This is a genomic window from Streptomyces sp. NBC_00038, assembly GCF_026343635.1.
GTDB lineage: Bacteria > Actinomycetota > Actinomycetes > Streptomycetales > Streptomycetaceae > Streptomyces.
Genome location: NZ_JAPELQ010000001.1, coordinates 7,413,168 through 7,425,401 on the forward strand (window position 1 = coordinate 7,413,168; position 12,234 = coordinate 7,425,401).

The following is a 12,234-nucleotide window of genomic DNA, read 5'->3' on the forward strand; positions in this document are numbered from 1 at the left end:
CATCAGACCTGGCACGTGATCGTGGCGGCCATGAAGACTCCCGTGTCAGACATGGGGTCATCGATCCTGTGAGCGAGTGCAAGTCGTCGGATCAGCCCGGGATTCCAGGCCGCATCATCTGCGGCCGCTCCCGGCATGCAAGTGAACCAAGCCGCAGACAGCGGCAGGCGTAGGCCGGTCACCACCGGTCAGAGGGGTCGGGTCATTGTGACCGCACCGATCGAGACCACCGGGTCGGAAACGGAAGCACAGCCGGAAGCTGTGCTGGCCGGAGTCGACAAGGGGCAGATCGAGGGCCGTTCCCTGGGGCAGATCGCCTGGACGCGCTTCAAGCGCGACAAGGTGGCGGTCGCCGGCGGTGTCATCGTGGTGCTGCTCATCCTGCTGGCGGCGCTCTCGCGCCCTATCCAGGCGGTGCTCGGCCTCGACCCGAACGCCTTCAACCAGGATCTGATCGATCCCAACACCTCGCTGCCCCTGGGCGACTTCGGCGGGATGAGCTGGGCGCACCCGCTCGGTGTGGAGCCGAAGTTCGGGCGCGACATCGCGACCCGCATCCTCGAAGGCTCCTGGGTCTCGCTGGTCGTCGCGTTCGGGGCGACGATCCTCTCGAACGTGATCGGTACGGTCCTGGGTGTGGTCGCCGGGTACTACGGCGGGCGGGTCGACACGATCATCAGCCGGCTGATGGACACCTTCCTCGCCTTCCCCCTCCTGCTCTTCGCGATCGCCATCTCCGCCACGCTGCAGGGCGGCGCGTTCGGCCTGGAAGGGCTGCCGCTCCACATCAGCGTGCTGATCTTCATCATCGGCTTCTTCAACTGGCCCTACCTGGGACGCATCGTCCGAGGCCAGACCCTGGCCCTGCGGGAGCGCGAGTTCGTCGACGCCTCCCGGGGGATGGGCGCGAAGGGGCCGTACATCCTCTTCCGGGAGCTGCTCCCCAACCTGGTCGGCCCGATCATCGTCTACTCGACGCTGCTCATCCCGACCAACATCCTGTTCGAGGCCAGCCTGAGCTTCCTGGGCGTCGGTATCCAGCCCCCGCAGGCGTCCTGGGGCGGGATGATCAGTGAGGCGGTCACCTACTACCAGGTCGATCCGCAGTTCCTGATCGTGCCCGGCCTCGCGATCTTCGTCACCGTGCTGGCGTTCAACCTGCTCGGCGACGGTCTCCGCGACGCTCTCGACCCGCGCAGCCGCTGACATGGGCCGCGCCGAGAGTCCATCAAGTTTCCAACAATGGAGGAAGCAGACCATCATGCGAAGGTCAGCGCTGGCCGCGGTTGCGGCCATCGGCTCTGTGAGCCTGCTACTTGCGGGTTGCAGCAAAGCCGATGACAACGAGAACAATGACGGAACGAAGTCGGCCGGCGCCAACGCGGCGACCAAGGACGTCGTCAACGCCTCCACCCAGAAGGGCGGGACGGTCACTTACGAGTACTCCGACGTCCCGGACTCCTTCGACCCTGGCAACACGTACTACGCGTACATGTACAACTTCAGCCGGCTGTACGCCCGCCCGCTGATGACCTTCAAGCCCGCTGCGGGCGACAAGGGCAACGAGCTGGTCCCGGACCTCGCCGCGAGCGCGGGTGTACCGAGCGACGGCGGCAAGACCTGGACGTACAAGCTGCGTTCGGGCCTGAAGTACCAGGACGGCACGGCGATCACGTCCAAGGACGTGAAGTACGCCGTGGAGCGCTCCAACTTCGCGCGTGACGTGCTCTCCCTCGGCCCGAACTACTTCCAGCAGTTCCTCGAGGGCGGCGACAAGTACAAGGGTCCCTACAAGGACAAGAGCGCCGAGGGTCTGTCGTCGATCGAGACGCCGGACGACACCACGGTCGTCTTCAAGCTCAACCGCGCCTTCCAGGAGTTCGACTACCTGGTCGCCACGCCGCAGACGGCTCCGGTCCCGCAGGCCAAGGACACCGGCGTCGACTACGTCAAGAACATCGTGTCCTCGGGCTCGTACAAGTTCGAGAGCTACGAGGATGGCAAGCAGGCCGTCCTCGTCCGCAACGAGAACTGGGACGCGTCGACCGACCCGCTGCGCAAGCAGTACCCGGACAAGATCGTCGTCAAGCTGAAGGTCAACGCCGAGACGATCGACCAGGACGTCCTGGCCGGTAACGCCATAGACCTGGGCGGTACGGGTGTCCAGGCCGCGACGCAGGCGAAGGTCGTCAACTCCGCCGACCTGAAGGCCAACACCGACAACACCTACGGTGGCCGTCTCGTCTACATGGCGATCAACACCAAGCTCGCGCCGTTCGACAACGTCGCCTGCCGCAAGGCCGTCGAGTACGCGATCGACAAGGTCTCGGTGCAGACCGCCGAGGGCGGCCCGATCCGCGGTGACATCGCCACCACCGTCCTCCCGCCGGACATCCCGGGCTACGAGAAGTCGGACATCTACGCCTCCGCCGGCAACAAGGGCGACGTGGCCAAGGCCAAGGAGCAGCTGACGGCCTGCGGCAAGACGTCGATCACCACGAACATCTCCGCGCGCAGCGACCGCCCGGCGGAGATCGACGCGGCCACCGCGATCATCAACTCGCTGAAGGCCGCCGGGATCAACGCCAGCCTGAAGCAGTACCCGTCGGGCAAGTACTTCACCGACAACGCGGGTGTCCCCGAGTTCGACAAGAAGAACAACATCGGTCTGATGATGATGCAGTGGGGTTCCGACTGGCCGTCCGGCTACGGCTTCCTGCAGCAGATCCTGCACGGTGACGCGATCGGCGCTTCCGGTAACACCAACCTGTCGCAGTTCGACAACGCCGACGTCAACACGACGCTGGAGAAGGCGATCGGCACGGAGGACAAGGCGACGCGTGACGCCATGTACACCGAGGTCGACAAGAAGACCATGGAAGAGGCGGCCCTCGTTCCGCTGACCTACTTCAAGGTCCTGCTGTACCGCCCGGCCGGCTTCACCAACTTGGTGTCCACGGCGGCCTTCAGCGGTCAGTACGACTACCTCAACATCGGTACGACCAAGAAGTAGCCCCGGAAGGCAGGTGAAGGCATTGGTGCCCGCGGGCTTCGCGGCCCGCGGGCACCAGCGCCGATCCCCGTGATCTCGTACATCCTCCGCCGGATGGCCGCGGCAGTGATCCTGCTGCTGGTCGTCACCGCGGTCACCTTCGCCATCTTCTTCGTACTGCCGCGGTTCGCCGGTCAGACCGCCGACTCGCTGGCCCAGCAGTACATCGGGAAGAGCCCGACGGCGGCCGACATCGCCGCGGTCAAGCAAAACCTCGGACTGGACCAGCCCCTCTATGTCCAGTTCTGGCACTTCATCAAGGGGATCGTGGTCGGATCCACCTATGACCTCGGCCCCACCACGGCGCACTGCGACGCGCCCTGCTTCGGCTACTCCTTCAAGACCCACCAGGCGGTCTGGCCGGAGCTGACCTCCCGCATTCCGGTGACGGCCTCGCTGGCCGCCGGTGCCGCCGTGCTCTGGCTGGTGTCCGGTGTCACGGCCGGTGTGGTCTCCGCGCTCAAGCCGCGCTCGTTCCTCGACCGCACCTTCATGGGCATCGCCCTCGCCGGTGTCTCGCTGCCCATGTTCTTCACGGGCAACCTGGCGCTGCTGCTCTTCACCTTCCAGTGGCCGATCTTCGGCCAGACGTACGTCCCGTTCACCGAGAATCCCGCGGAGTGGGCCAACACCCTCTTCCCCGCGTGGTGCTCGCTCGCACTCCTCTACTCCGCCATCTACGCGCGGCTCACCCGCTCGGGCATGCTGGAGACGATGAACGAGGACTACATCCGTACGGCCCGCGCCAAGGGCCTGCGTGAGAGCAAAGTCGTGGTGCGGCACGGGCTGCGGGCCGCGCTGACGCCGATCATCACCATCTTCGGCATGGACCTCGGTCTGCTGCTCGGCGGAGCCGTGATCACCGAGTACGTGTTCTCGCTGCCCGGCATCGGCCAGTACGCGGTACAGGGCATCACCGACAACGACCTGCCCAAGATCCTCGGTGTCACCCTGGTCGCCGCCCTCTTCGTCGTGATCGCAAATCTTCTGGTGGACCTGCTCTACGCGGCCGCCGACCCTCGGGTGAGGCTCTCGTGACCGAACTGTCCAAGACCGGCGCCGCGGTAGGCGAACCCGTCACCGCACGCTCGGACGCACCGAGCGCCTTCCTCGAAGTACGCGACCTCAAGGTGCACTTCCCGACCGACGACGGCGTGGTCAAGTCCGTCGACGGGCTCAGCTTCTCGCTGGAGAAGGGCAAGACCCTCTCCATCGTGGGCGAGTCGGGATCCGGGAAGTCCGTCACCTCGCTGGCGATCATGGGCCTGCACCGGCTGGGCGCGGGCGGCAAGCACGTCCGGATGTCCGGCGAGATCTGGCTCGACGGCCAGGAACTGGTGAGCGCCGACCCGGACGAGGTGCGCAAGCTCCGCGGCCGCGAGATGGCGATGATCTTCCAGGACCCGCTCTCGGCGATGCACCCGTACTACACGATCGGCAACCAGATCGTGGAGGCGTACCGCGTCCACCACAAGGTCGACAAGAAGACCGCACGCAGGCGGGCCATCGAGATGCTCGACCGGGTCGGCATCCCCGAGCCCGGCAAGCGCGTCGACAGCTACCCGCACGAGTTCTCCGGCGGTATGCGCCAGCGCGCGATGATCGCCATGGCGCTCGTCAACAACCCCGAACTGCTCATCGCGGACGAGCCGACGACCGCCCTGGACGTGACCGTCCAGGCGCAGATCCTCGACCTCATCCGCGATCTGCAGAAGGAGTTCGGCTCCGCCGTCGTCCTCATCACCCACGACCTGGGTGTGGTCGCCGAGATCGCCGACGACGTCCTGGTGATGTACGGCGGCCGGTGCGCGGAGCGCGGTCCGGTCGACACGATCTTCGAGCGGCCGCAGCACCCCTACACCTGGGGCCTGCTGGGCTCGATGCCGCGCATCGACCGGGAGACGTCCGAGCGGCTCATCCCCGTCAAGGGCCAGCCGCCGAGCCTCATCAACGTCCCCTCGGGCTGCGCCTTCCACCCGCGCTGCCCGTACGCGGATCTCCCCAAGGGCGATGTCACCCGTACCGTGCGCCCCGAACTGCAACTGGTCGGCAGCGGGCACTACTCCGCCTGCCACCTCTCGCAGGAGGACCGCACGCGGATCTGGACCGAAGAGATTGCGCCGAAGCTGTGAGTGAGACGAAGAAGAGCGACGCCACCGAAGCGGCGGTGATCCCGCAGCAGGCAACGGCCCCCGACGACCGCGAGGTGCTGCTCAGGGTCCAGGGGCTGAAGAAGCACTTCCCCATCCGGAAGGGCGTCCTCCAGCGCCAGGTCGCGGCCGTCAAGGCGGTCGACGGCATCGACTTCGAGGTGCGCAAGGGCGAGACGCTGGGCGTGGTCGGCGAGTCCGGCTGCGGCAAGTCGACCATGGGCCGGGTCATCACCCGCCTCCAGGACCCGACCGGCGGCACCATCGAGTTCGAGGGCCAGGACATCACCCGGCTCGGCGCGGGCAAGATGCGCCCGCTGCGCCGGGACATCCAGATGATCTTCCAGGACCCGTACGGTTCGCTGAACCCGCGGCACACCATCGGCTCGATCGTCTCGGCGCCCTTCCGGCTCCAGGGCGTCGAGCCCGAGGGCGGTGTGAAGAAGGAGGTCCAGCGCCTTCTCGAGCTGGTGGGCCTGAGCCCCGAGCACTTCAACCGCTACCCGCACGAGTTCTCCGGCGGCCAGCGCCAGCGCATCGGCATCGCCCGCGCGCTCGCCCTGAAGCCGAAGCTGGTCGTGGCGGACGAGCCGGTCTCCGCGCTCGACGTGTCGATCCAGGCGCAGGTCGTGAACCTGATGGACGACCTGCAGTCCGAACTGGGCCTGACGTACGTGATCATCGCGCACGACCTCTCCGTCGTACGCCATGTCTCGGACCGCATCGCGGTGATGTACCTCGGCAAGATCGTCGAACTCGCCGACCGCACCTCGCTGTACGAGGCGCCGATGCACCCGTACACCAAGGCCCTGATGTCCGCGGTGCCGGTCCCGGACCCCAAGCGCCGGGGCGCCAAGAGCGACCGCATCCTGCTCAAGGGCGACGTGCCCTCGCCGATCTCGCCGCCCAGCGGCTGCCGCTTCCACACCCGCTGCTGGAAGGCCACGGCGATCTGCACGACGGCCGAGCCGCCGCTCCTGGAGCTGAAGCCCGGCCAGCAGGTGGCCTGCCACCACCCGGAGAACGCGGACGATCAGGCGCCGCAGGACACGGTGCTGCTGTCGGCGGCGAAGGTGGCCCTGGAGACGGTCGACCTGGTGCCCGCGGTGGATGCCGCCGAGGTTTCGGGGGAGGCTCCGGCCGAGGTGTCGGCGGAGACGCCGGCTGAGGCCGAGGCTCCGGCCGAGACCGCTCCCGAGGACGTCCCGTCCAAGGACTGAGCGGCTCCGGCAGCGCCCCGTAGGCGCGGGGCCGGGCCGAACGACCAGCGACGGGAGAGCGCATGCGCGCTCTCCCGTCGGCGTAGGTAAAAATGTCGGGTGCTCCAGGAACTGTTCACCCCCTCCGTCCAGCATGTCCTCGACCTCGTGGGGATCTTCGTCTTCGCGATCTCCGGCGCCCTGCTGGCCGTCCGCAAGAACTTCGACGTCTTCGGCATCGCCGTACTCGCCGAGGTCACCGCGCTGGGCGGAGGGCTGTTCCGGGACGTGGTCATCGGGGCCGTCCCGCCGGCCGCGTTCACCGACCTCGGCTACTTCAGCACCCCGCTGCTCGCCGCCCTGCTCGTCTTCTTCCTCCACCCCGAGGTGGAGCGGACCCAGGTCGCCGTCAACGTCTTCGACGCGGCCGGGCTCGGCCTCTTCTGCGTCGCCGGCACGATGAAGGCGTACGAGTACGGGCTCGGCCTGACCCAGTCGGCGGCCCTCGGCCTCGCCACCGCGGTCGGCGGCGGCGTGCTGCGCGACGTCCTCGCCAACGAGGTGCCCTCACTGCTTCGTTGGGACCGCGACCTGTACGCGGTACCGGCGATGGTCGGCGCCGCGATGGTCGTCGTGTGCATCCGCTACGACATGCTCACCACGTTCACCAGCGGGCTCGCGGTCGTCACGGCCTTCGTGCTGCGGCTGCTCGCGATGCGGTTCCACTGGCGGGCGCCGCGCGCCTGGCACCGCCGCTCGACGGCGACCGAACCGGAGACGCCGTGAACGCGCCGATGGACTTCACGGGCCCGAAACAGTAAAAGCTACCGCTTAGTAATTACCTGTTGTACCGTTCAGGCATGTCAGAAGCAGCTTCGGCAGGAGCCCTGCGGGCCACGATCGGCGACAGCGAGTTCGACCGCGACACGGCGGTCACCCTGCGCGAACCCGGCGTCTACGACATCGACCTGTCCGCCGGGTGGACGATCATCAGCGCGGTCAACGGCGGTTACCTCCTTGCCGTCCTGGGCCGCGCCCTCGCGGACGCCCTGCCGCACACCGACCCGTTCACGATCTCCGCGCACTACCTGACCGCCTCCCGGCCGGGACCCGCGGTCGTCCGCACGGACGTCGTACGCACCGGCCGGACCCTCTCCACCGGCCAGGCGTCCCTCTTCCAGTACGACGACGAGGGCCGCGAGGTCGAACGGATCCGTGTCCTCGCCTCGTACGGCGATCTCGACACGCTCCCCGAGGACGTCCGTACGACGGCGAAACCGCCCGCGATCCCGCCCATGGACCAGTGCTTCGGCCCTCAGGACGCACCCGCGCCGGTACCCGGCAGCTCGGCGATCGCCGACCGGCTGATGCTCAAGCTCGACCCGTCGACCCTGGGCTGGGCGCTCGGATCGCCCTCCGGGAAGGGCGAGATGAGGGCCTGGTTCGGTCTCGCCGACGGACGCGACGCGGACCCCCTCTCGCTGCTCCTCGCGGTCGACGCGCTGCCGCCGACCGCCTTCGAACTCGGCCTGTCCGGCTGGGTGCCGACCGTCGAACTGACGGTGCACGTCCGCGCCCGCCCAGCGCCCGGCCCGCTCCGGGTGTCGATCACCACCCGCAACCTCGCCGGCGGCTTCCTGGAGGAGGACGCCGAGGTGTGGGACAGCGCGGACCGGCTGGTCGCGCAGTCCCGGCAGCTCGCGCGGGCGCGGATCGGCTGAACTCCCGGTCACCTGGACAGGGCTCGCGGTCGCCGATCCCCTCGTACGCGATCCTTGGGCGTGTGAAGTCCGACCGGCTGCTCTCGATCCTGCTGCTGCTCCAGACCCGCGGCCGCGTTCCCGCGCCCGAACTCGCCGACCGGCTCGAGGTGTCGGTGCGCACCATCTACCGGGACGTGGAGGCGCTGTCCGCCTCCGGCGTCCCGGTGTACGCCGAGCGCGGTCGGCACGGCGGCATCGAACTGCTCGCCGGATTCCGTACGGACGTCACGGGGCTGACCGCGGACGAGTCCCGCGCGCTCTTCATCCTGGCCGCCCAGGGCGCGCACGCCGCGCTCGGTCTGGACGCGGCGCTCGGCTCCGCGCTGCGCAAGGTGATGGCCGCGCTGCCCGCCCCGCACCGGCCGGCCGCCGAGGCCGCCGGCCGCCGCGTCCTGGTCGACGCCACGCGCTGGAAGGGCGGGCCCCGACCGGCCGTCGATCTGGACGTGTTGCAGGACGCCGTCTTCGCCGACCGCCGGCTGCGGCTGCGCTACCGCCACAGCGGGGCCGCCGAGCCGAGCACGTACACCGTCGACCCGTACGGGCTCGTCTCCAAGGCGGGCGTCTGGTACCTGGTCGCCGACCGGCGCGGCACGCCGCGGCTGTTCCGGGTCGACCGGGTGCGTTCGGCCACGCTCCTGCCCGATCCGGTGCGGCGGCGGCCGGGCGTCGAACTCGTCGACGTCTGGGAGGTGTTGCGGCGCCGGGTGGAGGAGCGGCCCGGCGGTCTCGATGTCACAGTTCGGGTACAGCGCTCCCGCCTCGACCTGTTCCTCCGCCTCAACGCCGCCTCGCTCAGGGCCCGGCCGGAGGACGACGGTGAGAGCGCGTGGGTGACCGCCCAACTGTCGTACGGCTTCGTCCGCGAAGCGCGCACGCTACTGGCCTTCGGGGACGCGGTGGAGGTGCTCACGCCGCCGGAGGTACGGGAGGAACTGGCCGGGACGGCGGCCGCCATCAGCGCGTTGTACGAGGGTGAACGCGTCCCCCGCCGGAGGCGGTGATCCACAGCTAGCCACAGCTTCGGCACAGCGCGGCCCTACCTGCGTCTGGTGCTCTTGCCCCCACTCATCCCGTACTCATCCGGCATTCATAAACCGGGCCCGGGACTTGACTGGGAGTAAGACTCATGAACCGTCGCGTACGACTCGTCCCCGCCGTCGCACTGCTCGCACTCGCGCCGCTGCTCGCGGCCTGTGGCTCTGGCGACTCGTCGTCCTCCGACAGCGGCAGCACCGACCAGACCGAATGCGCCAGGCCGTCGGGCATGCCCAGCGGAGGCCCGTCCGGGCGGCCCAGCGGTGCCGCGGGGTCCGCCAGGCCTTCCGGTGCGCCCTCCGGGATGCCCTCGGGCGCGGCCCGCTCGGGCAGGCCGTCCGGAATGCCGAGCGGTGGGGCCGGCGGCGGTGGCTGTGGCGGCTTCGGTGGCGGTCAGGGCGGTCAGGCGCAGCAGGCGGGCTGACTGTTCCCGCCGCTTTCGCTCGAAGGCCGGCGGTCAACGGCTTTGTGGGGTGACGTGCTCGGTGAACGGGGGCGTCACCCCAGCCAGTTGCGGCGGCCGATACTGATCAGCCGCATCTGGCGGCTCGCGACGCGGGCCACCCGGTCCTGCTCCTCCTCGGAGGCCTCCAGCGCTTCCAGGAAGAGCGACGCCGTCATCAGCATCTGGTCGACGTACAGGCCCGCGAGCATCAGCAGGTCGTCGTCGCTCCACCCTTGCGACTCGGGCTGCTTGGCCAGCTCGGTCTTCACCTCCTCGGCGAACTGGGCCAGTTGCTCGCGGATCTCCTCCCGCACCGGCTGGACGCCGCTGTGCCGCTCACGCGCGATGAAGCGGACGTGCGCGGGGTGGGTCGCCACGTGGTGGGCGATCAGATCGACGGCACGCGTGATGCGTTCGTCGCTGTCGCCGGCCGCGGACACGGTGTCCCCGATCATCGGGTGCAGGCTGCCCAGCGCCTCCTCGACCAGCGCCACACCGAGATCCGCCGTCGAGCGGAAGTGCCGGTAGAAGGCGGTCGGAGCGACACCGACGGCACGGGTGACCTCGCGCAGACCCAGGCTGCTCAGGCTCTGCTCCTCCAGCAGTCCCAACGCCGCGTCCAGGATGGCCTGTCGGGTCTTCTGCTTCTGGGCCTGTCGGATGCCGAGGGTGTGACTCATGCCATGCAGTTAACAACTGTTCTCTGTAATTGGAAAGCCGGGCAGCGCGCTAGACTCTGGAGTCAGTGAACAAGTGTTACTACAACCGTTCACTGACTTCGAGACTTCCACGAGAGGCATCTCATGCTCTTCCTCGTAGCCGCCCTCCTGCTGATGGGTGTCGTCATGGGCTCCGTGGCCCACGCGCCGCTGCCCGTCAGCCTCGTCGCCGCCGTCGTCATCGGCATCTGGCTGGCCGTCTTCGCGGTACGCGAGCGGAACGCCCGCCGACGCCTCACCTCCACCAACTGACCGCGCCACACCTCCACCAACTCAACTGTTGGGAGCGGACTCACACCATGGAACTCACCGAACTCACCGCACGTACTGAGGGCGCCGAGCGCACGCCCGCGCCGACCCGCAGGACCGCCGGACGGGACGCCGACGGCATGGCCGTCGCCTCCTTCATCCTCGGCCTCCTCGGCCTCCTGGTCCTCAACCTCCTTCTGGGCCCCACGGCCATCGTCCTCGCCTGCGCCGCCCTCTACCGCGGCACGGCCCGCAAGGGCCGCGCGTTCCTGGGCCTCGGCCTGGGCGTCGCCGACCTGGTCGTGCTGGTGACGCTCATGCAGTTCGACAGCACGGTGTCCTGGAGCTTCTAGGACACGCCACGCCCCCCGGGTGACGGCCGGAGCAAGGCCCACCCCCGGGTGGGGGCCGAGGCAGTTGAGAAGAGGCCCGTAGAATCGGGCCCACCATGGCTTACCTCGACCACGCCGCGACCACCCCGATGCTCCCTGAGGCGGTAGAGGCTCTGACCGCCCAGCTGAGCGTCACGGGCAACGCCTCCTCCCTCCACGCCGCCGGCCGCCGAGCCAGGCGTACCGTCGAGGAAGCCCGTGAAACCCTGGCGGACGCCCTCGCCGCACGCCCCAGCGAGGTGGTCTTCACCTCCGGCGGCACCGAGGCCGACAACCTCGCGGTGAAGGGCCTGTACTGGGCCCGCCGCGACGCCGACCCCGCCCGCACCCGCATCCTCGCGAGCCCCGTCGAACACCACGCCGTCCTCGACGCCGTCCACTGGCTCGGCGAACACGAGGGCGCCACCGTCGAGTACCTCCCGGTGGACCCGTACGGCCGTGTCCACCCGGACGCCCTGCGCGAGGCCATCGCCCGCAACCCCGACGACGTCGCCCTCGCCACGGTGATGTGGGCCAACAACGAGATCGGGACCGTGATGCCGGTCCATGAACTGGCCGACGCCGCCGCCGAGTTCGGCATCCCGCTGCACGCCGACGCCGTGCAGGCCTTCGGCCAGGTCCCCGTCGACTTCGGCGCCTCGGGCCTCGCCGCGATGACCGTCTCCGGCCACAAGATCGGCGGCCCGTACGGCATCGGCGCGCTGCTCCTCGGCCGGGAGTACAGCCCCGTACCCGTCCTGCACGGCGGCGGCCAGGAACGCCACGTCCGCTCCGGCACGCTCGACGTGCCCGCGATCGCGTCGTTCGCCGTCGCCGGGCGGCTCGCCGCCGAGCAGCGCGAGTGGTTCGCGCGGGAGATCGGCGGCCTGCGCGACGAGCTCGTCGAGGCCGTGCGCAAGGCCGTGCCCGACGCGATCCTCGGCGGCGACCCTGCCGACGGGGGGCGGCTGCCGGCCAACGCGCACTTCACGTTCCCCGGCTGCGAAGGCGACTCCCTGCTCCTCCTCCTGGACGCGCAGGGCATCGAGTGCTCCACCGGCTCCGCGTGCACGGCGGGGGTGGCCCAGCCCAGCCATGTCCTTCTGGCCACCGGAACCGACCCCGACCTGGCCCGCGGCACCCTCCGCTTCTCGCTCGGCCACACCTCCACGGAGACGGACGTCGAGGCGGTGGCCCGCGCGATCGGTCCTGCGGTGGAACGGGCGCGTACGGCGGGACTCAGCTAGC

General features: G+C 69.3%; 13 protein-coding genes. 12 read left to right on the forward strand and 1 reads right to left on the reverse strand.

All coding sequences use genetic code 11. From position 1 onward, the window contains the following. The first annotated feature begins 207 nt into the window (after positions 1–207). The 9 genes from OG219_RS33635 (at position 208) to OG219_RS33675 (ending at position 9,626) form a co-directional block, all read left to right on the forward strand. Positions 208–1,206, forward strand: coding sequence for an ABC transporter permease (locus OG219_RS33635; protein ID WP_266474819.1), 999 nt, complete (start codon positions 208–210; stop codon positions 1,204–1,206). Between the two features lie 55 nt (positions 1,207–1,261). Beyond that, complete coding sequence (locus OG219_RS33640; protein WP_266474816.1) at positions 1,262–3,013, forward strand: ABC transporter substrate-binding protein; 1,752 nt, start codon at positions 1,262–1,264, stop codon at positions 3,011–3,013. Positions 3,014–3,082: 69 nt separating this feature from the next. Next, a complete protein-coding gene (locus OG219_RS33645) occupies positions 3,083–4,090 on the forward strand; it encodes an ABC transporter permease (protein WP_266832914.1) in 1,008 nt (335 codons plus the stop codon). Further along, a complete protein-coding gene (locus tag OG219_RS33650) occupies positions 4,087–5,184 on the forward strand; it encodes an ABC transporter ATP-binding protein (protein ID WP_266474812.1) in 1,098 nt (365 codons plus the stop codon). The genes OG219_RS33645 and OG219_RS33650 overlap by 4 nt, the downstream gene beginning before the upstream one ends. After that, positions 5,181–6,422 (forward strand): ABC transporter ATP-binding protein, encoded by a 1,242-nt coding sequence (locus OG219_RS33655; RefSeq protein ID WP_266832916.1) that lies wholly within the window; start codon positions 5,181–5,183, stop codon positions 6,420–6,422. Before OG219_RS33650 ends, OG219_RS33655 begins: the two co-directional genes overlap by 4 nt. 99 nt (positions 6,423–6,521) lie before the next feature. Next, entirely contained in the window at positions 6,522–7,187 is a 666-nt protein-coding gene (locus OG219_RS33660) for a trimeric intracellular cation channel family protein (protein WP_266474810.1), read from the forward strand. 74 nt (positions 7,188–7,261) lie between these two features. Then, a complete protein-coding gene (locus OG219_RS33665; RefSeq protein WP_266832919.1) occupies positions 7,262–8,122 on the forward strand; it encodes a thioesterase family protein in 861 nt (286 codons plus the stop codon). Between the two features lie 62 nt (positions 8,123–8,184). Continuing rightward, a complete protein-coding gene (locus OG219_RS33670; RefSeq protein WP_266832921.1) occupies positions 8,185–9,168 on the forward strand; it encodes a YafY family protein in 984 nt (327 codons plus the stop codon). 125 nt (positions 9,169–9,293) lie between these two features. After that, on the forward strand, positions 9,294–9,626 hold the full coding sequence (locus tag OG219_RS33675) for a hypothetical protein (protein WP_266832923.1): 333 nt from the start codon (positions 9,294–9,296) through the stop codon (positions 9,624–9,626). 74 nt (positions 9,627–9,700) lie between these two features. Here OG219_RS33675 and OG219_RS33680 read toward each other — a convergent pair whose 3' ends face one another. After that, positions 9,701–10,327 carry a TetR/AcrR family transcriptional regulator gene (locus OG219_RS33680; RefSeq protein WP_266832925.1) on the reverse strand — a complete coding sequence of 209 codons (627 nt, stop codon included), beginning with the start codon at positions 10,325–10,327 and terminating at the stop codon, positions 9,701–9,703. A gap of 123 nt (positions 10,328–10,450) precedes the next feature. On the opposite strand from OG219_RS33680, the gene OG219_RS33685 reads away from it, so the two are divergent. The 3 genes from OG219_RS33685 to OG219_RS33695 all read left to right on the forward strand — a co-directional run bounded on the left by OG219_RS33685 (position 10,451) and on the right by OG219_RS33695 (position 12,233). Then, positions 10,451–10,618, forward strand: a complete 168-nt coding sequence (locus OG219_RS33685) for a hypothetical protein (RefSeq protein WP_266832927.1) — start codon at positions 10,451–10,453, stop codon at positions 10,616–10,618. A 47-nt stretch (positions 10,619–10,665) separates the two neighbouring features. Beyond that, entirely contained in the window at positions 10,666–10,968 is a 303-nt protein-coding gene (locus tag OG219_RS33690) for a DUF4190 domain-containing protein (protein ID WP_266832929.1), read from the forward strand. 95 nt (positions 10,969–11,063) lie between these two features. Beyond that, positions 11,064–12,233 (forward strand): cysteine desulfurase family protein, encoded by a 1,170-nt coding sequence (locus tag OG219_RS33695; RefSeq protein WP_266832931.1) that lies wholly within the window; start codon positions 11,064–11,066, stop codon positions 12,231–12,233. Position 12,234: the final 1 nt, after the last annotated feature.